23 protein-coding genes and 6 pseudogenes are annotated in these 25,286 nt (G+C 68.3%); 13 read left to right on the forward strand and 16 right to left on the reverse strand.

Going from position 1 to position 25,286, the window contains the following annotated elements:
• Nucleotides 1-251 precede the first annotated feature (251 nt).
• The gene (locus tag C3489_RS07930; protein WP_103781044.1) at nucleotides 252-1,169 is read left to right on the forward strand and encodes a hypothetical protein; all 918 of its coding nucleotides are present in this window, start codon (nucleotides 252-254) and stop codon (nucleotides 1,167-1,169) included.
• 523 nt (nucleotides 1,170-1,692) lie between these two features.
• Here C3489_RS07930 and C3489_RS07935 read toward each other — a convergent pair.
• The 3 genes from C3489_RS07935 to C3489_RS07945 all read right to left on the reverse strand — a co-directional run bounded on the left by C3489_RS07935 (nucleotide 1,693) and on the right by C3489_RS07945 (nucleotide 4,751).
• A complete protein-coding gene (locus tag C3489_RS07935; RefSeq protein WP_103781153.1) occupies nucleotides 1,693-2,115 on the reverse strand; it encodes a hypothetical protein in 423 nt (140 codons plus the stop codon).
• Nucleotides 2,116-2,409: 294 nt separating this feature from the next.
• Nucleotides 2,410-3,684: a glycoside hydrolase family 6 protein gene (locus C3489_RS07940; RefSeq protein WP_103781045.1), complete on the reverse strand. Its 1,275-nt coding sequence runs from the start codon at nucleotides 3,682-3,684 to the stop codon at nucleotides 2,410-2,412.
• Between the two features lie 101 nt (nucleotides 3,685-3,785).
• On the reverse strand, nucleotides 3,786-4,751 hold the full coding sequence (locus tag C3489_RS07945) for a glycoside hydrolase family 6 protein (protein ID WP_103781046.1): 966 nt from the start codon (nucleotides 4,749-4,751) through the stop codon (nucleotides 3,786-3,788).
• Nucleotides 4,752-4,976: 225 nt separating this feature from the next.
• On the opposite strand from C3489_RS07945, the gene C3489_RS07950 reads away from it, so the two are divergent.
• Nucleotides 4,977-5,993, forward strand: a complete 1,017-nt coding sequence (locus C3489_RS07950) for a LacI family DNA-binding transcriptional regulator (RefSeq protein ID WP_181139559.1) — start codon at nucleotides 4,977-4,979, stop codon at nucleotides 5,991-5,993.
• 241 nt (nucleotides 5,994-6,234) lie between these two features.
• Here C3489_RS07950 and C3489_RS07955 read toward each other — a convergent pair whose 3' ends face one another.
• Complete coding sequence (locus tag C3489_RS07955) at nucleotides 6,235-6,570, reverse strand: hypothetical protein (RefSeq protein ID WP_258054598.1); 336 nt, start codon at nucleotides 6,568-6,570, stop codon at nucleotides 6,235-6,237.
• 93 nt (nucleotides 6,571-6,663) lie between these two features.
• Here C3489_RS07955 and C3489_RS07960 point away from each other — a divergent pair.
• The 4 genes and pseudogenes from C3489_RS07960 to C3489_RS07975 all read left to right on the forward strand — a co-directional run.
• Nucleotides 6,664-6,999 (forward strand): annotated as a pseudogene (locus C3489_RS07960) (tRNA (adenosine(37)-N6)-threonylcarbamoyltransferase complex transferase subunit TsaD); the annotation flags it as partial.
• Between the two features lie 34 nt (nucleotides 7,000-7,033).
• Nucleotides 7,034-7,560 (forward strand): annotated as a pseudogene (locus C3489_RS39155) (hypothetical protein).
• On the forward strand, nucleotides 7,470-7,766 hold the full coding sequence (locus C3489_RS07970; protein WP_258054599.1) for an antibiotic biosynthesis monooxygenase: 297 nt from the start codon (nucleotides 7,470-7,472) through the stop codon (nucleotides 7,764-7,766). Before C3489_RS39155 ends, C3489_RS07970 begins: the two are co-directional and overlap by 91 nt.
• 235 nt (nucleotides 7,767-8,001) lie before the next feature.
• Nucleotides 8,002-9,651 carry an allantoin permease gene (locus tag C3489_RS07975; protein ID WP_181139560.1) on the forward strand — a complete coding sequence of 550 codons (1,650 nt, stop codon included), beginning with the start codon at nucleotides 8,002-8,004 and terminating at the stop codon, nucleotides 9,649-9,651.
• Nucleotides 9,652-10,177: 526 nt separating this feature from the next.
• Here the strand turns inward: C3489_RS07975 and C3489_RS39165 are convergent.
• The gene (locus tag C3489_RS39165; protein WP_258054600.1) at nucleotides 10,178-10,477 is read right to left on the reverse strand and encodes a transposase; all 300 of its coding nucleotides are present in this window, start codon (nucleotides 10,475-10,477) and stop codon (nucleotides 10,178-10,180) included.
• 135 nt (nucleotides 10,478-10,612) lie between these two features.
• Between C3489_RS39165 and C3489_RS07990 the strand changes: the two genes are divergently transcribed.
• The 3 genes and pseudogenes from C3489_RS07990 to C3489_RS08000 all read left to right on the forward strand — a co-directional run bounded on the left by C3489_RS07990 (nucleotide 10,613) and on the right by C3489_RS08000 (nucleotide 12,891).
• The gene (locus C3489_RS07990; protein ID WP_103781049.1) at nucleotides 10,613-10,978 is read left to right on the forward strand and encodes a MerR family transcriptional regulator; all 366 of its coding nucleotides are present in this window, start codon (nucleotides 10,613-10,615) and stop codon (nucleotides 10,976-10,978) included.
• A gap of 46 nt (nucleotides 10,979-11,024) precedes the next feature.
• Nucleotides 11,025-12,041: an NADPH:quinone oxidoreductase family protein gene (locus C3489_RS07995; RefSeq protein ID WP_103781050.1), complete on the forward strand. Its 1,017-nt coding sequence runs from the start codon at nucleotides 11,025-11,027 to the stop codon at nucleotides 12,039-12,041.
• A gap of 8 nt (nucleotides 12,042-12,049) precedes the next feature.
• Nucleotides 12,050-12,891: pseudogene (locus tag C3489_RS08000) on the forward strand (helix-turn-helix domain-containing protein).
• Nucleotides 12,892-12,926: 35 nt separating this feature from the next.
• Here C3489_RS08000 and C3489_RS08005 read toward each other — a convergent pair.
• The 4 genes and pseudogenes from C3489_RS08005 to C3489_RS08020 form a co-directional block, all read right to left on the reverse strand.
• Entirely contained in the window at nucleotides 12,927-13,364 is a 438-nt protein-coding gene (locus C3489_RS08005; protein WP_103781051.1) for an ankyrin repeat domain-containing protein, read from the reverse strand.
• Between the two features lie 468 nt (nucleotides 13,365-13,832).
• Nucleotides 13,833-14,333 carry a GNAT family N-acetyltransferase gene (locus tag C3489_RS08010; RefSeq protein ID WP_258054601.1) on the reverse strand — a complete coding sequence of 167 codons (501 nt, stop codon included), beginning with the start codon at nucleotides 14,331-14,333 and terminating at the stop codon, nucleotides 13,833-13,835.
• A 285-nt stretch (nucleotides 14,334-14,618) separates the two neighbouring features.
• Nucleotides 14,619-15,151 (reverse strand): annotated as a pseudogene (locus tag C3489_RS08015) (restriction endonuclease).
• A 391-nt stretch (nucleotides 15,152-15,542) separates the two neighbouring features.
• Entirely contained in the window at nucleotides 15,543-16,109 is a 567-nt protein-coding gene (locus C3489_RS08020) for a DM13 domain-containing protein (RefSeq protein WP_103781053.1), read from the reverse strand.
• A gap of 126 nt (nucleotides 16,110-16,235) precedes the next feature.
• Here C3489_RS08020 and C3489_RS08025 point away from each other — a divergent pair, with 126 nt between their 5' ends.
• Nucleotides 16,236-16,913 carry a peptidoglycan-binding protein gene (locus C3489_RS08025; RefSeq protein ID WP_103781054.1) on the forward strand — a complete coding sequence of 226 codons (678 nt, stop codon included), beginning with the start codon at nucleotides 16,236-16,238 and terminating at the stop codon, nucleotides 16,911-16,913.
• Between the two features lie 1,051 nt (nucleotides 16,914-17,964).
• On the opposite strand, the gene C3489_RS08040 is transcribed toward C3489_RS08025, so the two are convergent.
• A complete protein-coding gene (locus C3489_RS08040; protein WP_219821934.1) occupies nucleotides 17,965-18,633 on the reverse strand; it encodes a helix-turn-helix transcriptional regulator in 669 nt (222 codons plus the stop codon).
• A 469-nt stretch (nucleotides 18,634-19,102) separates the two neighbouring features.
• Complete coding sequence (locus C3489_RS08045; RefSeq protein ID WP_103781058.1) at nucleotides 19,103-20,413, reverse strand: nucleobase:cation symporter-2 family protein; 1,311 nt, start codon at nucleotides 20,411-20,413, stop codon at nucleotides 19,103-19,105.
• A gap of 414 nt (nucleotides 20,414-20,827) precedes the next feature.
• Between C3489_RS08045 and C3489_RS08050 the strand changes: the two are divergent.
• Nucleotides 20,828-20,914, forward strand: a pseudogene (locus C3489_RS08050) (IS5/IS1182 family transposase); the annotation flags it as partial.
• On the opposite strand, the pseudogene C3489_RS39965 reads toward C3489_RS08050, so the two are convergent.
• The 3 genes and pseudogenes from C3489_RS39965 to C3489_RS39970 form a co-directional block, all read right to left on the reverse strand.
• Nucleotides 20,911-21,021, reverse strand: a pseudogene (locus C3489_RS39965) (toxin Doc); the annotation flags it as partial. The pseudogenes C3489_RS08050 and C3489_RS39965 overlap by 4 nt on opposite strands.
• A 366-nt stretch (nucleotides 21,022-21,387) precedes the next feature.
• Complete coding sequence (locus C3489_RS38600) at nucleotides 21,388-21,534, reverse strand: hypothetical protein (RefSeq protein ID WP_181139561.1); 147 nt, start codon at nucleotides 21,532-21,534, stop codon at nucleotides 21,388-21,390.
• A complete protein-coding gene (locus C3489_RS39970; protein WP_107499739.1) occupies nucleotides 21,521-21,772 on the reverse strand; it encodes a SpoIIE family protein phosphatase in 252 nt (83 codons plus the stop codon). Before C3489_RS39970 ends, C3489_RS38600 begins: the two co-directional genes overlap by 14 nt.
• A gap of 132 nt (nucleotides 21,773-21,904) precedes the next feature.
• Here C3489_RS39970 and C3489_RS08060 point away from each other — a divergent pair, with 132 nt between their 5' ends.
• Both C3489_RS08060 and C3489_RS39180 read left to right on the forward strand, forming a co-directional pair.
• Nucleotides 21,905-22,186: a hypothetical protein gene (locus C3489_RS08060; protein WP_103781059.1), complete on the forward strand. Its 282-nt coding sequence runs from the start codon at nucleotides 21,905-21,907 to the stop codon at nucleotides 22,184-22,186.
• Nucleotides 22,187-23,106: 920 nt separating this feature from the next.
• Nucleotides 23,107-23,433 carry a hypothetical protein gene (locus C3489_RS39180; RefSeq protein ID WP_258054602.1) on the forward strand — a complete coding sequence of 109 codons (327 nt, stop codon included), beginning with the start codon at nucleotides 23,107-23,109 and terminating at the stop codon, nucleotides 23,431-23,433.
• A gap of 282 nt (nucleotides 23,434-23,715) precedes the next feature.
• On the opposite strand, the gene C3489_RS08075 is transcribed toward C3489_RS39180, so the two are convergent.
• Entirely contained in the window at nucleotides 23,716-24,126 is a 411-nt protein-coding gene (locus C3489_RS08075) for a RidA family protein (protein WP_103781060.1), read from the reverse strand.
• Between the two features lie 321 nt (nucleotides 24,127-24,447).
• Nucleotides 24,448-24,792, reverse strand: a complete 345-nt coding sequence (locus C3489_RS08080; protein ID WP_103781061.1) for a MerR family transcriptional regulator — start codon at nucleotides 24,790-24,792, stop codon at nucleotides 24,448-24,450.
• Nucleotides 24,793-25,286 lie beyond the last annotated feature (494 nt).

A 25,286-nucleotide genomic window follows, 5' to 3' on the forward strand; every position in this document is an offset into this window, starting at 1 on the left:
GAAGCCTCAACCTGTCAACCCACCCGCGCTGCGTCTGTGGGACGCAGCCGACAGGCGAGCCGGGCTGTCGACGGCCCCGCGGTTGCTCCGGCGCACACAACCGACGGCACTGCGGCCACTCTGAGTCGTTGACATACAGCTTCTTCGCCTTTCCCCAGGGGGCGCACCGCCCGGTCCCCACCCGTCCCGGCGTTCGGGTTTCCGGGCGGCAGGTCAGGGCAGTACTGTCGGCGCCGGACGGGGAGGTGTCTGTGCGGGAGACCAGCGGGCGACACGGCAGCGCGGCGTACGCCGTCCTGGCTGTCGCCCTGCTCGTCGCGTGGCTTCCCCTCACCAGCCTGACCGCCATGGCCCTGTTCGTCCTTGGCTACGACAAGGGCTACCAGGACAACGGCGACTTCGGGTTCTCTGATGTGCTGGACTTGGTCGGCGTCCTGCTGATCACGCTGCTCATCGCCTACGCCCGCGCCCGCGCTCGTACTCCGCAACCCGCCGAACCGGTCAGGCCCGGGGGCGCAAGGCCCGCGCCGGCGCGAGCGGCGAAGGGCAGCTCGGTGCGCATCCAGGCATGCCTGGTGGCGGCCGAGTCCCTGGGCGGTGGCCTCCTCGCAGCAGCGACCGGCGCCGACCTCATTTCCTGCGCACTGACCGGTGCCGGCGTGTCGCTACTGGTCACAGGATTGCTCCTCGGCACCCGGATCCGCGCCCTGCCACTCCCCGCTGCGGCGCCGCCGCGCAGGGGCACCGGATGGGGTTCGGTGCGACCGCCACGAGGGGGCGCGGGTTACGGATCCGTACGTCAGCCAAGTGGGCCCACGTCCCCACCGCGCCAGGGCCCGGAGTCCGTGCCACCGGATCCCGGCATGTTCCGCGGGCGTTCTCCCGCGCCGGGCGACATCTGGTTCGCCGAGCTTCCTTTCGACGACGGCACCGGCTCGAAGGACAGGCCGTGTCTGGTGGTGCGCACCTTCCGCCATCACGCCCAGGTGCTCAAGGTCACCAGTGCGGACAAGAGCGGCCGCCCCGACTATGTCCGAATGCCGGTGGCCTCCTGGGACCCGACCGCCGCACGGGACAGCTGGCTTGAGCCCGCGCCGCTGCGCGAACTGCCCTATGAGGCGTTCCGGCGGCTCGCCGGCCGTGCGACGCAGGTGTCTGGGAGCAGGTGAAGCGCCGCCACGGCGTTCGTTGAGCGCTTCCCACTCGGCAAAGGCCTCATGCGCCGCATCACCTTCGTGGTTGACGCCTTCCGTTGATGGGCGGTGTCGTCCTGCGACTTCGGTGCCCAAGAGCGGTTAGACCAGGGTCATGTCGAGATGCGTCATGGATCTGCATGACGACATGAGGGGGCCACCCTCAGGGTGGAGACCATCCGGCGACCGGGGGGTGGGTCTTGGCACACTGCGGCTACATCTCTGGCGCGTACAGGCGTTCTGGGCGATCTCGGCCGGCTCGTGCCCGCCGGCGCCTCGGCCGACAGCACACATACCGGCCGATGCCTTGGGTGACGCCGAAGCGCTCTCCAAGCAGTACGACCTGCCCGGCGTGGACCGCTCCACCATCGAGCTGACCACGCAGCAGGGCACGCTGCCCCTGAGCGCCGAGCGGCCTGCCCCCGATCCCGGCCGACGCCCGGACCTACTCACCGAGCGACCAACTGGCGGATTCAGTCGCGGCCGCCCGGCCCGAAGTTCATCGCAGTCGCTCTTGCGGGCCCGCAGGGCCGGTGGCTGCGGCCCGGGCGGCGGCCGCCGCCTCCAGCAGGGACCAACCGTCGATCTCCACCATCCGTCGTCCCTCCGGCTGCCACCCCGCGGCCAACGCCGCGTCGAGGAGGGCCCGGACGGCGCCGGGTTCGTGCAGGTTCAAGGACGCACCGCGGGCATGTCCCACGTCTCCCGAGCCCAGCGGAGCCCCGCCCGGGACGTACCTGCCCGGGCCCTCGGTGAAGACGATGCGCAGGGTTCCACCCGTGCCGGCCGGCTGCGGGTGCAGCGTCAGGGTCTCGCGGCATGACCGCCCACTGTCCGTCACGCTGTGGCGGTGACGGAGCGTCCACAGATACGTGCGCCCGTCGGCAATCAGCCGACGGGGCCTTTTCGGATGGCGGGGCACGGAGCCCAGGGTACGCGGGTCGCTCGACACGCCCCTGGCCGTGGTGGCAGCGGCACACCACCCCGCGCCGCCGAAGAGAACGGTGCGGGGTGGGCGGGTCGCGCATCTCCGGTTCGTCGCGCAGGCAGGGCTTCCTCTGGCCGGTGGGTGGGATGCTCAGCGGGCCGATGGCGACGAGCCGCCCTTCCCGCCGGGGCGTGCCGCGCCGTGCCGGTTCCAGCCTTCCCGGCAGCTGCCTGAGTCGGGTTGGGGGAGGCGGAGGACGGCCCTACGGCCCACCGGTCCCAAGCGGGCTCAGCGGTTGAACGTCAGGCGTGGTGCCGCGTTGCGGGCCAGGGTGTGGGCCTGGTCGGGCCACCAGGCGCCGGCTGGCGGGTCGACGATGCCGTACTCGGGGTCGATGGTGCCGCCGGTGTTGCGCGTGCAGGTGCCGTCGGACTCGCCGGGGATCTTGAGCCACAGGTAGGCGTCGACCAGCGGGACGCCGGTGTCGGCGGTGGGGCGCGGGCCGAGGCCCCGGCCGGGCGCGTTGCACCAGGCCTCAGGATCTCCGGTGTACTTGCCGGGTGGTGGCGTCCAGGCGCCCAGGCCGTTGCGGCTGGTGTCGATCACGAAGTGATGCAGCGCGTCGGTGGGCGGGTTGCCCACGTGCTGGTCGAACCAGGCGTCGGTCCAGTGCCAGGTGGTGGGGTCGGTGGAGGAGACCGCGTTGCCGGGGGCGCCGTCGTTGGGGGCGGCCGCCGAGTAGTACTGGCCGGCACACGAGTCGGCTGGGCCACCCTTTTCGGTGGCGAACCACATGCACTTCGAGATCCAGGTGCCGTATCTGGCGTTGTGGTCGGTGGGGTGGGTGTTGGACACGTTCAGGGCGAAGCCGTCGCCGTCGCGGACCCCGGCGTCCAGCAGCCGCTGGGCCATGTCGCCGACGGGGCGCCACTGGACGTTCCCCGCGTCGAGGTAGACCGCGGTGCGGGGCTTGGTCTTCAGGGTCTTCACGGCGTAGGCGAGGTCGGCGATCCGGGCGGCCGTGAGTTGGCCGGTCGGGTCCGCGGCCGGCCCGCAGTCCTTGGGGAGGAGGGCCGTGCCGTCGGGTTCGACGACGACCACCGCCTTGTCGGTGCCGATCCCGGCGGCGAACGCGTCGATCCACTGCCGGTATGCGGCGGAGGACGCGGCACCGCCGCTGGAGTACTGCGTGCAGTCCCGCCCCGGGATGTTGTAGGCGATCAGCACGGGCGTACGGCCCACGGCCCGCGCCCGATGGACGAGTTCGCCGACCTTGGCGCGCACTTCGTCGGGTGTGCCCTCGGTGAACCACTGGGCCTGCGGCCAGCTCGCGAGCTTGGCCATGTTCACGGCGTTCTCGATGTCGCCGTTCGTGGCGTCCGCGAATGCCTGTTGTGCGGCCTTGCTGTGCGGGTCCACGTAGAACTTCGTCGCCGGGGTGACCACGTCCTGCGCGGGGGTGGTGGCCTGCGCCTGTGTCGTGCCGAGTGCGGTGAGCGCGCTGAATGCGGTGAGGGCCGCGATGACGGCGGCCGCGCGACGCCGTGGGGTGCGTGGTTGCATGGCTGCTTACCTGGCTGCTTCCTGGTCGATTCGGTGGTGGAGACAGACATCCGCCGCCCGCGGAATGCCGATGCGAGGGTGATGGCGGTGGTGGACCTGGATCAGTAGCCGTAGATCATCTTGTAGGCGACCTCGGGGAGGAACTGTCCGGCCGTGGAGCCGGTCCCGACGCCGCAGTTGCCGTCGGACTCCCCCGGTGTCTTGATCCACAGCAGCATCTCGGCGCCGCCGCCCCTCTGGGTGGGGGTGCCGATGCGGCGGCCTGCGGGGTTGCACCACTGGCCGTTGGAGCCGTTGCCGTTGCGGCTGGTGTCGACGACGAACGGCTTGGTGTAGCCGTAGCGGGCGCTGAGTTCTGCGTTGATGGCGTTGCCGAAGGCGGTGTTCTCGGCGGTGGTGAAGTAGTTGGAGACGTTGAGCGAGAAGCCGTGGGCCTGGCGGAGGCCCGCCTCGTGCAGGCGCCGGGCCATGGTCGCCGCGCCGGCCCAGCCAGGGTTGCCGGCGTCCATGTAGACCCAGGTGTTGGGGGCCTGTCGGTTGAACTCGGCGAGGGCGCCGGTGAGCATGGCCTCGCGTTCGTCGATCTGGGCCTGGGTCATACAGCCGTAGTCCGCGAGGGAGTCCGGTTCCAGGACGACGACGGCCGGGCGGCTCGCTATGCCGCCCGCGAACTGGGCGATCCAACTGGCGTAGGCGGACGGCGAGGCGGCACCGCCCGCCGAGTGCCCGCCGCAGTAGTCGCGGTTGTAGACGTTGTAGGCGACGAGGACGGGCAGCTTGTCGGCGCGGTCCGCGGCTCCTGCGTACGCCCCCGTCGCGGTGCCGATGGTGCCGCTCCAGGAGCCGAACCAGCGGGCCATCGGAGTGTTGGCGATGGCGGCGTTGATCGCGGGGGCCCGGCCGTCGCCGGGGTTGGCGGCCACCCATCTCTTGGCGGTGGAGTCCGGGTCCACGTAGAACCCGCTCGTCATGGTGGTGGGGTCGGCCGCTTGTGCGGAGGGTGCGGCGGCGAGCGCCAGCGGCAGGGCGCAGAGCGCTGCCACCAGGGTGCGGAGTCTGCGGCTCATCACAGGACCTCTGTTTCCTGGCACGGGAGTGGGGAGGACAGGGAAGGTTGGGAGCGCTCCCACTGGAAGCGGTCCCAATCGTGGGGCGGGCTGGTTTAAGTGTCAATAGGTGTGGCAGTGTTGGGATTGAAGGACCGAGCGGGACTGGGAAGCGCCAGTAAACTGGAAGCGCTACCAGGTGGCAGGTGGCTGCCGATTCCCGACCCTGTGGAAGACTCCGGGTTCATGGCAGAAGATGCGCCGCGTCGGCATCCGACGCTCGACGAGGTGGCCGAACGCGCCGGTGTCTCCCGCTCCGTGGCCTCCCGCGCCCTCAACAACGCACCGCATGTCAGCCGCGCCAAACGCGAGGCCGTCGAACGGGCCGTCCGGCAACTCGGTTACGTCCCCAACCCGACCGCCCGCGCTCTGGCCACGCGGCAGACGGGCGCGGCCGCCCTGGTCGTCTCGGGAGAGGACTCGGCCATTTTCGCAGACCCTTTCTTCGGCCAGGTCATCGTGGGGGCGTCGGCAGCTCTGGAGGAGGCCGACCTGCACCTGATGCTCTGCCTGGCCGCCTCCGAACGGGGCCGCAAGCGGGTGGCGGAACTCCTGCGATCCAGGGGTGCCGACGGCGTCATGCTGATGGCGCTGCGCGAGGAGGATCCCCTGACACGGATCGCCGAGGAGGAGGCGCGGATGCCCGTCGTGTTCGGCGGACGCCCGGTCGGCTCGGCGCCCCGGTGGTACGTCGACGTCGACAACGTCGGCGGTGCCCGCGAGGCGACCGAGCATCTGATCTCACGTGGCCGTACTCGTGTGGCCGCGATCTGCGGGCGGCTGGACACCGAGGCCGCGCGCGCCCGGTACCGCGGTTACCAGGACGCCATGCTCGCCGCCGGCCTAGAGCCGTTCCCGCCCCAGGAGGGGGACTTCACCGAGGCCAGCGGAGCCGCCGCGATGGCCGCAGTGCTGGAGACGCGCCCTGACGTGGACGGCGTGTTCGCCGCCAGCGACAACATGGCCGCGGGCGCGCTGCGCACGCTGCGGAAGGCCGGCCGGCAGGTCCCCGCCGATGTCGCCGTCGTCGGCTTCGACGACCTGACCGCCGCGCAGATCGCCGACCCGCCGCTCACCACCGTTCACCAGCCCATAGAGGCGCTGGGCCGGGAGATGGCCCGCATGCTGGTCGCGCTCCTCGACGGACAGGACCCCACGCCGCTGATCCTGCCGACCCGCCTGGTCGTTCGCGCCAGTGCGTGACGGCCGCGGCGGACCTCGGGCTGGAGCTGGGATGCCGCGGTCTGCCGGCAGGCCGAGCCGGTGTGGGTGAGGAGGACGAGTCGCCAGGGGGCCGTTGTCGTCGGCGCGCGCGTCGGGGTGCCCTGGCAGAGACAGTGATGCCGGCAGGCGCGAGCGGTCGGGGAGTGGTCGTGGCCGCCGCGCAGCGGTCTCCGCTCGGATCGTCCGGCGGGACTCCCGCCGGTGCATGCCTGTGTCGCCGTCAACGGCTCTTCGCGGATGCCTCGTTCAAGGTGGGGGCCGCCTGTGGATCGGTGGAACGCTGCCGCGTCGCGGCGCCTTCCGCGGGCCTTAAGCTCGCCAGCCAGAGGCCGGTGAGCAGGGCGGTGGCCGACGTGACGGCGCCGGCGACGAGGAAGGCGCTGTCGAGGCCGGACTCGAAGGTGGCGCCGCGGGATTGCCGGGCGCGGACGATGGCTCCGAGTACCGCCACACCGAGCACCGCACCGATCTGCCGGGTGGTGCTGCCGATACCCGAGGCGAGGCCGCCTTCCTGCGGATCGACTGCCTGGATGGCGGCGCCCGTGAGGGGGGACATGGTCAGGGCGAAGCCGATGCCGATGACGCCCAGCCGTCACCACACGTTCCCGTAGCCGGTGTCGGCGTGCACCCTGCCCAGCGCCAGCAACCCGGGGCCGCTGCCACGGCGATTGCCGACGTACGGACGCGCAAGGCGGTCGCGGCCTGCGCGGAGAACGGCGTGGGCACGCTGATCGTGGTCGGTGGGGTCGCCGCCCACTCCCGAGTGCGTGCGCCGGCCGAGGAGCGATGTCGGGCCGCCGGGCTCACCTTGCGCGTGCCTCGGGTGCGCCTGTGCACGGACAACGGCGCTATGATCGCCGCCGTCGGCGACCTCCTCGTATGGGCCGGAGCCGAACCGGCACCCCTGGACGTGTCCATCGACCCATCGGCACCACTGGAGCACGCGGCACCGCACCCCACAGTCACGGCAAGGGCGGCCGCCTGATGACCACGCACATCCTCGTCTTCCAGGCGAGGAACTGCTGACGCACTCCGACGCCCTGTGCTCCGTCTACGTCGACGCCTTCCGCGCCCCGCCCTGGCACGAGGACGAGGGGAAGGCCACCGCGTTCCTCGGCCGCCTGAGGAAGGACGTCAAGCGCCCCGGCTTCACAGCAGCCGCCGCCTTCTCCGGGCCGGACATCGTCGGCTTCGCCGCCGCCTGGACCACCCTGACCCCCTTCCCCACCGACCGCTGGCACCGGACTGCTGGAGACGGTCACCACAGATGCCCCCGGAGGCCGCTCCTGGCTGCTCACCTCGATCCGGTCCCCCCCGGGCCATGGGCTTCTACCGCCGCCGGGGCTGGATACAGGCCACCCACCCCTCCCCCGAAGGCCGGGGCATCGCTTATAGACCTCGAAGCAATCGGACCTGCGCCATGACCACCACGCACGCATCGACACCACCCGCACCGTGGCACCGCTCATCAACGTCTTCGGCGTCTCACCGGACCGTCAGAGCGAACTGGTCGACCTGCTCGCCCACGCCACCGAGGAGACGATGAAGAACCAACCCAGCTTCATCTGCGCCAACTTCCACGCCTTCCTCGACGGCGAACGCGTCATCGACTACGCCCAGTCGCAGAGCGAGGACCACTACCGCGCGATGCTCACCAACCCCGAGGCAGGGGACCACATGGACAAGGCCGCCACCATCGCAAGCGACGTCCAGCCCCGCCTCTACCGAGCGGCGCCGAGCCACCGGGGCTGAACCAACGTCGGACGACAACAGGTGAGTTCTCTGAAACTTCGCGTTCACGACGGCTGGCACCGACGGTAACAGCCGCTTTCTAGCGTGACCGGCCGTGGGATCAGAGTCGTGTACAGGGCCGAACGGAACACACCATGGTCCGACGGCTCACGGCTCCCCCGTCCTGCCGATGACGCCAAGCGGGGCTTTCCCTCCCACAGAGGCACCCCGCACCAGCATCATCGGGAGGCACGGCTTGAGCACGACCGAGTCACGAACGCCCACGGTAGGCGGGCCGAAGGCCGCCGCCGACCAGGCGGTCAGGGAGACGCTGGAGGACTACACCCTCCGTTTCGCTCCCCGCAGCTACCGCCGCTGGACCCCCATGGTCGTGGCGACCACCGCGCTCGGCGGCATCGCCTACATGGCCGACTTCTCCATCGGTGCCGGCATCGGCCTGGCGCACGGCACCGGCAACGCGCTCGTTGCCATCGCGGTGGCCGCCGTGGTCATCTTCATCACCGGCTTCCCCCTCGCCTACTACGGGGCCCGCTACAACATCGACCTTGACCTCATCACCCGCGGCTCAGGCTTCGGTTACTACGGCTCGGTCCTGACAAGCGTCATCTTCGCCAGCTTCACCTTCATCTTCTTCGCCCTCGAAGGCTCGATCATGGCCCAGGGCCTCAAACTCGGCCTGGGGCTGCCCCTGTGGCTGGGCTACCTGATCTCCACGCTCATGGTCATCCCCCTGGTGATTTACGGCATGAAGGCGCTCAGCAAGCTCCAGGTGTGGACCACCCCGATCTGGCTGCTGCTGATGGTCGGCCCGCTGGTCTACCTGATCGCCACGGATCCCGGCACCGTTGACCGCTTCCTCGCCTACACCGGCACGGACGGCGACGGCGGCGTCAACACGGCCTCGGTCCTGCTCGGCGCCGGAGTCTGCCTCTCACTCATCGCCCAGATAGGCGAGCAGATCGACTACCTGCGCTTCATGCCACCCAAGACCGAGACCAACAAGCGCACCTGGTGGACGGCCGTGGTCATGGCGGGCCCCGGCTGGGTGGTACTCGGCGCGCTGAAGCAGGCCATCGGCGTCTTCCTCGCCGTGTACATCCTCGCCAAGGTCGGCCCGGCTGCCGCGACCGAGCCCATCCAGCAGTTCCGCGGGGCCTTCGACGCGATGATGCCCTCCTGGATGGTCATCCCGCTCGCCGTGGTCCTGGTGGTCATCAGCCAAATCAAAATCAATGTCACGAACGCCTACTCCGGCTCTCTCGCCTGGACGAACTCCTTCACCCGAGTCACCAGGCACTATCCCGGCCGCATGGTCTTCGTTTTGATCAACCTGGGCTTTGCGCTCGCATTGATGGAAGCCGACATGTTCAGCTTCCTCAACAGCATCCTGGGCTTCTACTCGAACTGCGCGATCGCCTGGGTGGTCACCGTCGCCACCGACATCGGCGTCAACAAGTACCTGCTGAAGCTCTCCCCGCTCCAGCCGGAGTTCCGCCGGGGCATGCTCCACGCCGTCAACCCGGTCGGCGTCGTGGCCTTCGTCGCCGCCTCCGGCCTGTCGATCGCCATGTACTTTCACCTGCTGGGCGACACCCTCCAGCCGTACTCCCCCGTCGCCGCTGCCGTCATCGCCTTCGCCCTGACCCCGCTGATGGCGATCGTCACCAAGGGCAAGTACTACTTGCGCCGCACCGGCGACGGCATAGACGAGCCCCTGCTGGACGCGGACGGCAACCCGAGCGCTCTCACCCTGAACTGCCACGTGTGCCACCAGCCGTACGAGCGTCCGGACTTGACCGCCTGCGCCACACACGACGCGCTCGTCTGCTCCCTGTGCCTGAGCACAGACAAAATCGGCGACCACGTGCTGCCTTCCACTGCTTAGTGCTGTGACCGCGTGGGTTCGCCGGGTTTGGTGGTCGTGGCGGTTGGGTGTGCCGTGACGTCCGATCCGACCGCTGGAGGCGCGGTGGCCGAGCCTGTCCGTGTGCGCAGACTGACCGACCAGGAGGGGCAGAACCTGCAGCAGATCGTCCAGGTGCCTTGCGTTCAGAAGGGCCGTGCCGCGGTGGGCCGTTCGTCGCGACGCGGCCTTTCGAGAACGCGGTTCGAGGGCGGCGCGATACCTCTGGAGGTCCATTCCGGGAGTGGCGGCGACGGTGAGCATCCAGCTCTCCTGGCCGGGCGGGGCATAGCCGGCCGGTGGCGGGGCCACCCTGGCCAGGGCGTCGTCGCTGCACAGCCCGTGCTGGATTCTCGATCCAGAACACAAGCATGCCGTCTGTGTCCCGACGCAGATCCTCCGGTTCCACCGGATGGTCCCGGAAGGTGACCGCCACACCGGTCGAAGCAGCCGCTCGGTGCCACTCGACCAGGTCGGGCGGCAAGTGGCCCGAGGACAAAAACGCGGGTTAGGACGAAGCGTCGGATATGCCGTACCAGCGCCGGAGAAAACGCCGGACGGAGTCGCTTCGTGGGCGCAGGAGCTCTTCCAGACCCTGAATCGTACGTTCCCAGAGGTGACGGTGAACCGTCACCAATGGCGGCTCGACGCGGATGCGTCGTGAGGATTGTGCCTTGCGCTGCCACTCGTACAACTCCTCGTACCAGTCCGGAGCGTTCCTCTTGAACTTGCGGTGGGGCGGTGTCACCACCCGGCCGCTGGTCTGCACGCCCAGGCCCTGGTAACCGGCAACGGCGGGAATTTCCACGGCGGGCCCCTCGGCCAGGAGCTTGACCAGCCCTAACTGTTATGGGACATGAGGTTGTTGACACCTGAGCAGGCCGTCTACTCGTCGTAGCGAGTGCCGGAAGAGTGCGGTACATCCCGGACGTTGGCTGCAGGTATGAAGATCAGCGAGGCTTCCAGAGCCAGCGGCGTGAGTGCCCGGTCGTTGCGGCACTACGAGGATGAGGGCTTGATCGTCCCTGGCCGTTTCAGCAATGGGTTCCGTGACTACTGCCAGTCCACGATCGATCGAGTGCTCGTCATCCGCTCGCTGCTGGAGTCCGGGCTGCCCGTGCGGTTGATCAGGGAAGTCCTGCCCAGCCTCACCGACGGATCCGATGCCGGCACCGACGTGGTGTGCGCGGAGTTCCTGAACGAGGTGCAGGGATATCGCGATCGGCTCGCTGCTCGCATCGCCGTTCTCAGCGATCAGCAGGCGGCACTCGACGCCTACCTGCGAGAGGCCCGCCGTACTGATCTCTGACAGCCGCTTGACGTTGACGTAAGTGTCAGGTTCCTACGGTCGTCGCATGGAGATCAACGGGCAGCAGAACACCACCGGGCAGACCGTTCGAGCACTGGTCCAGCAGTCGCACCGGGGACCGAAGGACCTGACTCTCACGACGGATCACCGCCGCCCCGCCGCGGGGCCCGGCGAGTACCTGATCCGCGTCGGCGCCGCCGGGGTCAACTTCGCCGATGTGATGCAGACCCACGGCACCTACGGAGGAGGCCCGCAGGCACCCTACGCGGCGGGCTTTGAGGCGGCGGGGGAGATCGTGGGGGTCGGCCCGGACGTCGAGAATCCGCTGTCGCTCGGCACCCACGTCGTCGGAACCGGCCCGGGCGCCTTCGCGCAGTACATGACGATGCCGGCCGCGAGTGTGCTTCCTGTGCCGTCTGGCTGGAGCGACGCCGAAGCCCTGGGCCTGGTGCTGAACTGGGCCACCGCCTTGGCGGCGCTGAAGCCGCTGGGTGAGATCAAGGCAGGTGAGGTGGTCCTCGTTCATGCCGCAGCCGGCGGCGTCGGGCAGGCCGCGGTCCGCCTCGCCCGCCACTACGGTGCGCGGGTGATTGCCACGGCCTCACCAGCGAAGCACGAAGCTGTCAAAGCCCTCGGCGCCGACGAGGTGCTGGACAGCCGACGCCCTGATCTGGCTGAGGAGATCACCCACCTGACCGGCGGAGTCGACCTAGTCCTGGAATCGGTGGGCCGTGCCACGTTCGAGGCCAGCCTGTCGGTTACCAAGCCCTTCACAGGACGCATCATCGTGTTCGGCGCCGCTTCCGGCGACGCCACACTGACCACACACGACCTGGTCTTCACCCATCAGGTTCAGATCAAGGGTCTGCACATCGGCGCACTGGCGGTCGCGGCCCCGTCCCTCTACCAGTCGTTGCTCGTCGAGATCGAGGCGCTCATCGCCCACGGCGTTTACCCGCCCGGCACCCCACACGTGCATCCCCTGGCCGAAGGACCGACGGTGCTCCTGCAACTCGAAGCGGGCCAGAGCCAGGGCAAGCTTGCCCTCGATCCCTGGCGCTAGGAAAGCCTGTGCTTCATCGCAGTGCTCCGCTGTCCCCCGGAGGGGCGAGTTCGGCTCGTGCAGCGTTGTCAGCACCGCCCGATCGCCCACGTGGCTGTCGAGATGGGAATCTCCCGTGCCTGCGCATCGCAATGGGTCAACCGATACCGTCAGCATGGTGAACTCGGGCTGCTGGACCGCTCCTCCACCCCTCGGCGTCAGCCAACGGCGACGAGCTCTGATGTCGTCGCCAGAATCGAGGCACTCCGCCGTGCCGAGAAGTGGTCCGCCTCCCGGATCGCATTCGAGTTCCAGGCCCAAGGGATCTCACTCAGTCCTCGCACCGTGTCGCGGCATCTGCTCGCCCTCGGCCTGAACCGGCGCCGGTTCATCGATCCCAGCGGCGAAACCAACCGGGAACCACGGAAGATCACCCCTCGCCGTCGGGGGCACATGGTCCTCATCAACGTGAAGAAGGTCGGCCGGATCCCAGATGGCGCCGGCCGCTTTCCCGCACCGGGCCAGGGCCTGGTTCGCAGCACACGGCATCGCCCAAATCGAATGCATCGTCACGGACGACGGCGCCTGCTACCCCGCCGGCACATTCGCCCGGGCCATGCTCGAAGTGCGACACCAGCGCATCACGCCGTACACGCCTCGCCACGACGCAAGGGGGGAACGCTACAACCGAATCGTCGCCGAAGAGTTCCTCTACGCCCGCCGCTGGGTCTCGGAGGATCAACGCCGAGACGCCCTCGGCGTCTGGAACATCCACTACAACTACCATCGACCACACGGTGCAGCTGGAGGCCAACCGCCAGCCCCGCGACTACCCGCAGGCGTAACCAACGTCCTGGCCAAATACAGCTAGAACTGTTGCGAAAGTAAGTGCTGAGCCCGTGCTGGCTACGGAGCCGGATAAGTTGTCGGTTGCGCTCCTGCTGCGCGGAGGGCTTCGGCGGTTCCGTGGTGGGGTCCGTTGTCCGCCCACTCCAGGGGGGACTTGCCGGTGCCGTGATCTTCGCGAAGGTTAGGATCGGCCCCGTGTGCTAGCAGTTGCCGGACCGTTTCGGTGTGCCCCCAGCATGCGGCCGCACACAGTGGTGTGCCCTCCGAGCCGAGGCCGCTGCTTTCCGCGTCAGGGGAAGCTCCCGCTTCCAGTAGCAGACGGGCTACTTCGGTCTCGCCCTGCACCGAGGCCAAGTACAGCGGAGTGCTGCCGTCGCTGTTCGGTTTCTCTGGACTTGCTCCCCTGCGCAACAGGGCCTTCGTGCTCCTGGCGTCACCTGTCAGGATCGCCTCGAACAGACGGCGGGAGAACTTCTTCTGCTGGCGCTGCTTCATAGCTGGTGAGGCTAGCGATCACGGTTGAGCCGGGGCCACTCATATCCATTCGCGGGGCGTGGGACGTTGATGCGCGCAACCGGCTGCCCGGCAGGCGGCCGATGGACACGATCTGACGTCCCCCGGCGGCGTCCCGGGTGGCGGGCCGCAGGCATGTCCTCGAAGACAGGGCCCGCGAACTCGCCGCCGCACTGCACGCATCCCTGTACGGCGACCTCGGCCCGCTGGCCCAAGCCGTACCCGACACCCGGGCCTGACCCGGTAACGGGCAGCGAACGAAGTGCCTCGCACGATCGGGCGGTGCATGAACGCTCGCCGCAACGCACGCGCATACGAAAGGCTGCCTCAGCACTCCGAAGCACACCTGAACTGGGCACTCATCACCATGATGGCCCGACGCCTGACCCGCAGAAGCCCCGCGCCAGCCAGTGGACGAAGTCTGGGTGACTGAAGCCGAGGGAGCATCGCTTAGTCGACCGTGTCGACGAAGCCCATCTTCCGGTTCATGGCAATCGCGCTCGCGTTGGCCGGATGATGAAAGGTGCGGACCCTGCTCGCTCCGCATTCCTTTACGAATGCCATCCCGAACGTCTTCATGGCAATCGAGATGCCCTGGCCTCGATACCCGGCTCTCACACCAGTCATCTCGTTGAACACGAAATCGTCATGTCTCGACGTCACCGCCATACCGACCCAGGCCTCGCCGTCCAAGGCGATCACGACACCCCGCGGGTCGTAGGACGCCACCTCAAAGCGCCGCTCGACATACTCATCAAAAGAGTAGAAATCTCCCCTCTCCGGTATATCGGCAGCACACTCCTTGTTGAGCTCGTACAGCGCCCTACGATGCTCCGGCGTGTCCCCCACGTCCGCGAGAGTGACGAAGCGCAAGCCCTGGGACTGGCACTTCGTCACATACTGCTCGAAGCGGTCCTGATCGAATCCGGCAACGTCAAGTTCGAGTTTCACCCAATGGCCAGCCACACTGCCTGCCCTCCGCTGAACTCCGCCAGGCCCATCCTGCTGGCAGCCTTCAGCTGGCGCAAGATCGCTGATCCTCAGCGAACTCGCCAGGCTCGCTTCTCGGCGCAGGATCAAAAACACCTACTCAGGCCGGCGCAGCCCCGCCGCACGAGAAGCCTTCGGCCGCAGGGGCTGTGGAAGGCGCCCAGGAGTCAACGATCACCGTGAAAGTCCCGGTGACTTCATCGTCTGTCCCGCCGGACGGTCGCAGGATCCTGCTGCAGGAGTGGGTCAGGCCAAGGAGGACGGGCCGCGCGGCGGGGGTACCGCGCGCAGCAGTTCCCACAGTGGCCGTGAGCCGGCGGCCCACTCGGCGAGCATGCGGCGTCCACGAGGTGCAGGCGTTGTTGCTGGGCGAAGTCTCGGCCTGGTTGGGTGATGCGGCCGTTGGTCACAAGCACGACGACGTCTGCGCGGTGCACGGGCCGGGCGGTGCCGTTCAGGACCTGGAGATCGGGCGTGCCGACGGCGCCTCGGTCGCCGCTGCGGCGGTGTTTGCACTGGAGCACCCAGAGCCGGCCGTAGGGGTCGGTCGCCTTCTCATCGGCGCCCAGGTCGCCTTGGCCGCCGACCTGGACGGCGTCCGGGCAGCCGTCCCGGCGCATCAGGTCGCGTACCGCGGACTCGAAGTCGCGGTGGGTCAGGGCATCGAACTGCGCCAGTCCATACCGCAGTGCCTGGGTGCGCACCTGCTCCCACTGGGCTTGCTGGGCCCTGCGCTGACACCACACCGTGGCGGCGAGCGCGGCCAAGGCGGCCGCCAGCGGCCCCAGGGCGGAGGTCGGCGGCGGGTGATGATCTCGCGGTGTTTCTTGTTGTCGAAGACGGTGGCGAAGAAGACCACCGCGCCGGGTCGCATGGATGTGCATGATGCGAGCACAGCGCCTGCAGGAGCGACGTCGCTCCCGGGGATTCGGTGCAGATCCAGCCCGATGCGAAAGTCATCCCGGGCTGCCGGGTGCAGGCTGGTGGCCGTCGCCGGTGGGCTCGAACCCTGCCAGCTCCGGTGCCGAAGCGCACACTCTTGGGTTCGAACAGCAGGCGAGGGTCCTGGTCCTCGTCAGGGTGGAGGTCGTCACGGGCGGCGGGGACGACCAGGGCCGTCCACCCGCTCCCGTTGTGCCTCTGCCCCACGCGCGGACCGCGGCCGTCGTGTCAGCCGCGGGCAAGTTCCGCCGCACCGAAGGAGACGTCGAAGCGGTCGCACCAGATGCTGACGCTGTTGTACCGGGCCGGGTCGACGCCTTCCGGCACGGTGTAGTTCTGGCTGCCCTTGTTGCCCTTGAGCTTGCCGAGGCTGACGTACTCGCCGTCGTCGAACACGTGCCAGCCGGCCTGGCCTTCCTTGACCGGTGCGTCGGTCAGCCAGACGCGCAGGTCGGGGCCGTTGCTGGTGTCGAGGTGCTCCAGCCGCACGATGTGGGAGCCGTCGGCCAGCCGTACGAGTTTCACCGTGCCGGACGTCTTGTGCTCGTGGCTGATCAGCGTTCCGGTGGCCAGCGTTACCGGCCCGGCGGGGGCCGGTGCGGACGTTGCTTCTGACGGCGGCGCCTCGGCGGGCTTCGAGGCGTCCACGGTGACGGGCAGCGCCTCTTGGACCGTCTCGTCCTGCCACAGTTTCCACGGCTGGAACCAGTACAGCCCGAAGCCGACCACGGTGACCGCCACGACCAGCCCGCCTACCAGCCACGGCCTGACCCGCACTCGTCGTCCACGCCTCATACCGCCTACCTCCCCGGGGAGTCACTCGATCTCGCTCCCATTCAACGGAAAGAGCGGCCGTGACCGGGCTGCCCGACAGATGACGAAACCCTTACGTCCGCCGGCGCCGGTCAGCGGTGCGCGGGGTTGTCCGCGCCGAGGCGGCCAGCCGGCGAACCACCGCCTGGGCACACCGTCTTTTGTGCACGGAAGACGCGTCCGGGTTCGGCGCACTTCGACGTGGACGCCGCCGGTGCCGTCGCTCAGTACGTCAAGTTGAACGAGTACGCCTGGGCCGTCGGCAACGTGACCGGCGACCAACGCTCGATCAGCATTGAAATGGCGAACGCCACGCTCAGCCCCGGCTGGAGGGTCGCCGACTCCACCTGGAAGAGCGCCGCACGTCTCGCGGGCTGGCTCTCCGCCAAGGCGATCGGTGAACGCCCCAGCAAGAACAACCTCTTCCACCACCACTGGTCCGCGACCGAGTGCGCCGGCCCGTGCATGGAAAGCATCTACGACAAGGTCCTCGCGGCGGCGCAGGAGGCGTACGACCACTTCAAGGACTCACCCCCCGATGCCGTGACGGAAACCGAGCCGTTCCCCGGTGCGTCGTTCTGCCACACCGGACAGAAATCGCCGATCATCGCCGCAATGCACCACCGGCTCGTCGCCGAAGGCTGCGAGCGGTACCAGTCGAGCGCCAACGCCGACGTCTGGGGCCCGGGCGATGTGAAGTCCTACGCAGCCTGGCAGCAAAAACTAGGCTCGAACGTGAGGATGCCAACGGCCAGTTGGTACAAGCTGCACGTCCCCAACGTCTGAGTCGGCGAGTAGCTGATCAGAGGTCGCCTTGGTCGGATCCGAGTTGAGTTCTCGATTCGAGGGAGTCCATAGGTCTTCGTCCTCACCCCTCGCGGTCCGTGGCTTGGCCACCGACCGCGAGCGAAGCGTACTGGAGTTGATCAGCCGGTCCAGCAGCGACTCGGCGACGACCGGGTTGGGGAAGTCCGGAAGACCGGCGAGCGGCGCTGGGCAGAATCCGCTACGGAGGACGGGTGTGAGTTCGCTGCGTTGGCCATGGCCGGCAGGCATGTGTATGTCACTTCCGGCCAAGGCCTCCGGGCTCTCGATGCCCTGAGCGGCAAGGCGTATTGGCTCACCAACGGCGGTGGCGCCCGCACCGGACAACCTCGCCGCCGAACTCGCCCGACCGGTCAGGACGATGTCCCGCCCCTGCACCTTCCCGGTGATCCTGATGGAGTCGGCGTCTGCGGCCATGCCCGTGCCCGCTTCCCCGAAGCAGGGTCCACCCCTGCCAAGCACTCCTTCCACGATCCGCACCCGTCAATCAGCGGCGGCTCCGGTCAGCCGCATACGCGCTTCCGGACCAGGAGAACGACATCGCGTCTGTCACGGGGTGTACTCCGGTCGTCGTAGTCAAAATCAACGAGGGGGGATCCGGGGGCGGTGGGGTCGAGGCCGCAGGCACAGTCAAGGGCTCCTTCGGGGGTGCCGGCGAAGCTGCCGGTGGGCAGGATGGCGTCGTCGTACGTCGGTCCTGGCGAGCGTTCATGGCGGCGGACGTGCTCCACACTCTCCCTTCATATAACGGAGCGCTGCCCTCCTGGCCGTGTGGCCGGGAGGGCAGCGCTGGGGTTGCTTACAGCGCGTGGAGCCGGGTGAGGAGTTGGAGGGTGTCGGAGTTTGAGCCAGTACTCCACGAACTTGCCGTCCTTGATCCGCAGGGTGTCGGTGGCGGTGAAGGAGACGTTCGTGCCGGGCTGGGCCTTGGCCGCGGGGAAGCCTGCTGCGTAGGTGCGGTACCCTGCCAAGCGCGGAGGCTGCGGCGAGGTGGGAAGGGCTGCAGGCCAGCTCAGGTAGCCGAAGCGGAACGGGGAGATTGGCGCCCAGCGGCGTGGTCTACCAGCTCCCAGAAGTGCTCTGGCAGGCGGCGCAGCCATCGGGCCCGTTCGCCGGCGATCTCCCGCAGTACGGCCTCTGCGCTGCCTGCTACCACATGGCCCATATAGCGCTGGGTGATCTGCGTGTACTCCTGGCGCAGCACTCGTAGCGCGTACTTCACTCGGTGTTCGTCAACGTCGGCGAGGTCCGCGATGGGCACGACGTGGCTCTTCCAATGGCCCTCAACGGCCTGCGCCAGCAGTTGGATCAGTCTCGCGACCTGGCCGATGATCTCCCGCAGGTCCTCGGGAGGCATCCCCAGCGCCTCTGCCAGGGCTCGTGTCTGGTGCTCATTGCCGTTCCAGCGGTGTTCGGCTTCCGCCTTGGCGTATGCGTGCAGTTCCATCCCCACGCGGTGGGCCAGCCGTTCACGGGTCAGCTGCCTGGCCATGCGGTGGTCGTGCAGTGTCCTGGGGCGTATGGCCATCAGCACTGGGGTCGGGCACCACAGAACATCGGCGAGCGCGAAAAGCTGGCTTTCCGACGGCACTTTGGTGCCCATCTCCCATGCCTCCACCAGGTCGGGGCCAAGGTATACGCCCAACTTGGCCATTTCGGTCGCAACTTGTTCGGGGGTCATACCCATCCGTAGGCGCGCGGCGCGGGCCTCGATGGGAGAGAAAGGGGGTGTGGGCATGTGCAGGTCACCTCTATGGGCCCCGCAGAGCCGTGGGGACTCTGCGGAGCGGCGGTCTGGTCAACTCCGGTTGGCGGACGGCGGGGCTCCTCGGCCCTCCTCAGCCGCGAGCGATACCAGTCGATGTCTTCCAGCGCCTTGTACGAGCGCCTGGAAGCGGGATCGCGGCCACGCCGCCGAGAGTGATGCCGCTGCCCCGGCACGGCTCGGGCCTCCACGGGCACGGGGTCGAGCAGCAGGGTGACGGCTCTCAGCAGCATCCCGGCGCGAGGTCCCGCCGCGTCCCGGTCGTGCGCCGGGCGAAGGCCGGCCTAGGCGAGCTGATGCGGCTGCTCGCCCAGGCCCGCGAACCCGGAGTCGTGATAAGCCCGCGGGGGCTGGCGGCTGACTGGGGTCAGCTCACGTCCTTCACCTACTCCAGGGCCGCGATCTGCTCCTGCGGAACATGTACGGGTGGGACCTCGCGACCTTTGCCCAGGTGATTGAAGAGCAGGTTCAGGGTGATCGCCAGCAGGCAGCCTGCCGAGATGCCCGAGCTCAGCACGGTCGCGACCTGCTCGGGGAAGGCGTGATAGAAGCCCGGGAAGGCGATGGGGAAGAGCCCGAAGGCCAGGCTGACCGCCACGATGATCGCGTTCGACCCGGCGCTCAGATCCGCCTTGCCCAGCGTGCGGATGCCCGCCACCGCCACAGAGCCGAAGAGCACCACGCCCGCCCCGCCGAGTACCGGCTGAGGCACCAGCGAGACCAGCGCGCCAACCGGTGGCAGCAGGCCCATCACAATCAGAAAGACCCCGGCCAACGCGACCACGAACCTGCTGCGGATCTTGGTCAGCGCCACCAGCCCGATGTTCTGCGCGAAGGCCGAGCAGATGAAGCCGTTGAACACCCCACCGAACGCCGTCGCCAGCCCGTCCGCGCGCAGACCACCCGCGATCGTGCGGTCGTCCGCGGGCCGCTCCACGACCTCACCGAGCGCGATCATGTCGGCGGTTGACTCGGTCATCGAGACCACCATCACCACCAGCATCGAGATGATCGAGGCTGCCTCGAAGCGCGGCGCACCGAAGGCGAAGGGGTGCGGCAGCTCGAAGAGCGGCAGGCTGCTGAGCGCGTGCATGTCGACCTTGCCGAGCGGGACCGCCGCGAGGGTGCCCACCAGCAGGCCGAGCAGGATCGAGATCCGCTGCAGGAAGCCGCGCAGGAAGCGGTTGAAGAGCAGCACGGCGACCAGCGTGAGCCCCGCGAGGCCCAGATTGGCCAGCGAACCGTAGTCCGCCGCAGAGGAGTTGCCGCCCTGCGCCCAGTTTCCTGCTACCGGGAGCAGGGAGATCCCGATCAGCGTGATCACGGTGCCACTGACCACCGGCGGAAAGAACCTGACGAGCCGACAGAAGACCGGGGCCAGCAGAAAGCAGAAGAGGCCGGCGACCAGAGTGGAGCCGAAGATCAGCGGCAGAGCGGCGCCCTTCTGCGCCCCGACCACCGCGAGGATCGGTGAGACGACGGCGAAGGAGACACCGTTGACGAACGGCAGCCGTGAGCCGATACGCCAGACCCCCAGGGTCTGCAGGAGCGTGGCGACGCCGGCGATGACCAGGCTGGCGGCGAGCAAGGTGGTGAGCTGCGCCGCGTTCAGGCCGACCGCAGCCCCGATGATCAGCGGCGGCGCGGCCACCCCGGCGTACATGCTGGCGACGTGCTGGAGCGCGACGGCCGCCATCCGGCCCGGTGGCAGTACCTCGTCGACAGGATGCCGCGACGCCCCAGCCCCAAGCACGGTCTGAACTTCCACCTGTTGTCCCTCCACATCTGGCGGTGGCTTTGGGCCCGGGAACGACGACCGAGCTACGGAACGAGCGCGGTCACGCTGGGACGACCCTGGCGGACGGCTGCGTCGTCGCCCACCCACCGGAGCTGGGAGACCCAGGTCCGGTCCATAAGAAGATCCATGATGCGGAATAGTGATTCCGCGTTCAACGGAATGTAGAAAGCGTCACCCTGCTCGTCAATGCCTCCCACTCGATCGACGCACTACCCGGCAGGACTCTGGAGTTTCCTCCAATGGCAGGCTCGCGCTGCACCCCGCAAGCCGGACCACCTCCCGCAGACAGGCGCACGGCCCCAGCTGCATCGGATGGCTGGTGTGATCACAGCGTCGGAGCCTTCCTGGATAGCCCCATTCACTGGGCTGTGCCCACGTCAGTTCAGCAAGGTGATCTCGCCGGACGCCTGGATGTAGGCGACGGCCACGCCGTAGCCGAGGAACTCGTTGCGCGCCGTCAGCGGCCGCAGGAGGACAATCTGCTCCAGCAGGGCGGCCGCCCACCAGTGCTCGGCAAGGACCTCGCTGTCAGCGACTACTCGGCACTCGTAGCTGCCGTGGCCCGGCACCGGGTGGTTCCTCTTGCCGGTCCAGGAGCCACCGGATGTCGATGTGCAGGTCCAAGGTCAGGCCGCCCGGTGGCTGTGGCCGGCTGTCCGCCCGACTTAGTTCTTGGGGGCTTCAGAGACCGGTACGCGGAGTAACGCGTGAAGAGCAGCCCCCTTGGCGAGCCTCCTGTCCGAGGCACGAAGTGACACCCCGAGGGGGCACGCTTTCCCGCGGTGAATTTCCCGGTGCGGTGCGACGGCTCCTCGTGCGTGTCGGCAACAGCCGGGACACCGCCGCACCGCCCCTGGGATGGCTCGGGCGTATCAGGCGGTGTAGCCGATGCGGGCGGCGAGGATGGCGATGTCGCCCTGGGCGCTGGCGGGGGCGAACTGACTGATCAGGGTGGAGCACAGCTGGTCGAGGCCGCCGGTGGCGCCGGTGAGCAGGTCGGTGAGGTCACTCAGGCTCATCCAGGTCGCCGCCTCGGATCTCGATCAGGCCGTCGGTGAAAAGGACCAGGACACTGCCCCGGGGCAGGCAGACGTCGGTGGTGATGTAGGGATGCCGCCGATGCCCAGCGGGGCGCCTGAGGGCAGGCCGAGCATGCGGGCAGTGCCGTCGGGGGCGATGAGGACGGGCGGGGGGTGGCCGGTGCAGGCCAGTCGGCCGTAGCCGGTCGTGGCAAACGACATACAGGCAGGTGGCCAGCGGGGGGCGTCGAGTTCCTGCAGGGTGCGCTCCTCAGCAGGAAAGATGGGACTGGAGCAAAGCATGGCACCCTGCCGCAAGCAGGTAGTGGTGCCGAGAGAGGGACAGGCGACGCGCGAGTAGGAGGGCAGGATGAGCGATCGCAAGGCCGGGAGGGGTGACCTAGCCGCAGGCCTGTGGTTCATGCGTGCCCGTGTCCGCATACTCACAGAACATCAGTCCACCTCCGTTGACCCCCTGGGGCTGAGAATCTTCCGTCCCGGAGAAGAACTGGAAATGCTCCGGTGGGGCCGGCCGTGGGATGAGGCTGAGGGGACCCCTTGGTGGACCAGCCTGGACATGCAGGGAGCCCACATCGTGCCCGCGGCGAAAGTCCAGGTTCTCGAAGTGCTCGAAGAGCAGCAGCCTGACTAGAGGCGTCGTGGCCGACGTGCTTGTCACGGAGCGTGAACAGATCTCGGCCATGGCCACAATGCCCTCATGCAGCCGTGGCCCGTTCCTTGTCCCGCGGGCCTCATCCCCGACGTGACGGGCACCGACGCATTCCACAACGCGTACCGAAACGCCATGGCGAACCGCGCCGTCTTCGTCGCCGTCGAATGCGAAGGACGCCGGTGGACGGTGAATGCGGACACGCTCACTGCCGGCTCTGGCCACACAGTCGCCGGCTCAGTCAACGAGGAAGTGCGGGCCGCGATCACCCGCCTGGAGGAAAGACACGGGGTCGACTGGGGTGCTTACACGGGACCGATCTACTTCGTGATGCACGGGGTCCGCACCGAAGAACGGGCCGACCCGCGTTCCAGAGCTCCTCGACCCAGCAAGCCATGCGCGCGTGCGCTCAGAGGTGCTTCAAGCTCTCGGGCTACCAGGCCCCGTCTCTTTCTCTTTCGACCTGCTGGTGTCGGACCACTTCACATTGCGCATCGACCGGCACGACGCCGGCGTGGTTAGGCCTTCCGCTCGCCGGACCGATGCGGATGTGCCGCCGCCTACTCAGCAGGAGGCGGGCGCCGTGGCCGCTGACTCGGCTCAGACACTCGACCATGCGCTCGCACGTCTCTTCCTGCGTCTGGGCCTGCCGCCCGACTCCTTGGCACGGGATTTCGCACCTACTACCAGCGGTGACGGGGGAGCTAAGCTGTGAGTCTGGAAGACAGTGGCGCTCTGCCCCTGCCGCCTGCTGATCCCGACGCCGACCGCCTGGACCTGTGGTCTCCGCCGGTATGAGCATCGCCATGCAGTGGGGCAAGGTTCTCGACCCAGAAAGGCTGGAGATCGCGCTCAAGGCGCTGGAGACCATCAGGTGGTGATGGCCCGGCTGGAGATGCAGCGTGCGGCCGCTGAACGTGCTCATGCTGCCGACGTGGCGGCTGCGGAGCGGGCGGTGGCGGAACGTCGAGAACAGCGTCGGCACAACCGGCACATGGCTGGTCTGGCTGTCGGCGCTGTCGTGGCGGTGGGAATGCTCGGCGCGGGTATACGTCGCGCAGGGCGACCGTTGGTGGCTGTCGCTTCTGCTATGCGGTCCGAGCCTGCTGGCCTTGGCGAAGGTCTTCGTTTTGCGCCGCAGCGATCCGGACGACATGAGGCTCCTCGCACGGGCGACACACAGCGCCATGAACTCAGCCGGGCAGGCTCAGCAGCCCCCTCCTCCGTGACCCCCTGCCCGACTGACACACCACTCCAGCTGAGGCCTCGGCTTACCCGGATCGTTCCTCCGCCCACGAAAGTCAGCCACGGCGATGCGGTGGGTCGAACGGGCTGGGCGCGTGTGTTTCCAGCGACCACCCACCGACCCCAGCCACGCTTCCTGTTACTGCCTCACCGCGCGCCCACGGCGGACGTCAGGAGAACCGCGGTGCTTGCCCTGCACCCCGAGAAACGGAGCGCCACGCGCGAGTACCGCAGGGCCGCCCGTACGGCGCCGCGCGCGGGTCGGCTCAGCAATCAAGCACGGCGGCGATGGCTTCGATCTCCACGAGCTGGCCGTCATAGCCGAGCACGGTGACACCCATCAATGTACTGGGCACGTCGTGGTCTCCGAACGCGTCCCGGACAACCTCCCATGCCGTCACCAGGTCCTCCCGCCGGTGAGAGGCAACGAGAACACGGGTGCTGATGACATCGTTCAATGACGCACCCGAGTCCGTCAGAGCGGTCCGCATGTTCTCCACAGCCTTGGCCGCCTGCCCCGCGACGTCCCCTATCGCCGCAGTTGAGCCATCATCATTCAGAGGACATGCTCCGGCCAGGAAGATCAGCCGCGACTCGGCCGGAGCCGTGGCCGCGTAGGCGTACTCCGCAACATCGGACAGGGACGCAGAGCGAATCAATGTGACAGCACGCGGCACGGGCTTCCTTTCACAGCAGTTCCGGGGCACTCAGGACCTTCTCAAAGGTCGACTCTAGGTTCGACACATTTTCCTGGCCCGTCGACTCCCGTGATGGGCCACTGCCGTCAGCCATCCAATGGATCTCACATGATCGAAGAGACACCTCTCGCAGGACCTCCGGAAGCACGTGAACGACCACGGACCCCAGCAGGTGTGTCGGGTCCTTGTGAGGTGCTGTGGGCGTACTGGTTACGGCCCGGAGCGAGGCGGCGGCGCGGAGCTGCGAGGGGTGCCTGGACCGCTGGTCGGTCGGCGTGGGGGCGGCACCCGGCGTTTTTGTCAGGCGGGGGGCTTCGGCTGCGGCTGGCCGCCTTGGGCGCGCAGTTGTTCGTTGATGCGCTGAGCTTCTTCGAGCTGGTCTTCGAGGATGACGATGCGGCAGGCGGCCTCTATGGGGGTGCCCTGGTCGACGAGTTCGCGGGCGCGGGCGGCGATGCGCAGCTGGTAGCGGGAGTAGCGGCGGTGGCCGCCTTCGGAGCGCAAGGGGGTGATCAGGCGGTGTTCGCCGATGGCTCGGAGGAAGGCGGGGGTGGTGCCGAGCATCTCGGCGGCCCGGCCCATGGTGTAGGCGGGGTAGTCGTCGTCGTCGAGGATGTCGGCGGGCCGGGTACTGCGAGGGGGCATAGACCTCTTCTTTCGGGGGATGCGTCGGGGGGCCCGGGTGCCGTCCTGGCACCCGGGCCCCGAGCTTTCAACACCATCTACCGGCCGACTGCGCCGGCTTTCTTTGTCCGCACGTTCCGCCTGGGAGGGCGGGGATGCGGGGATCGCGGATGCGTGACCGGGGACCACCTTCCAATCCGGGGCCTTGCGGTACCCGGGCGGACTGCTTCCTCGCCCGGGCGATCCTGATGGCGTCTCGCTCCTTACCTTCGATTACTCGGTTGTACTGCTGGATAACGCGGGTACTGCTCGCGACCCCTTCGGATCACGTTCTGCTTGACCTGCATGCACGGCAGTTCCTGTCTGCCGCGCCCACTTCGACTTCCTGGGTACGGTAGAAATCGTAGCTCTGCGGATGACCAATGTCTACCTTGGCCGTGACAGATTTCCTCCGTTGCACTGGGAGAGTTCTTCACGGCAGGTTGTGGCTTCAGGTTTGGCCGCCTGGGGCTTGC

The organism is Streptomyces sp. Ru71 (genome assembly GCF_002920535.1).
Classification (GTDB): domain Bacteria; phylum Actinomycetota; class Actinomycetes; order Streptomycetales; family Streptomycetaceae; genus Streptomyces.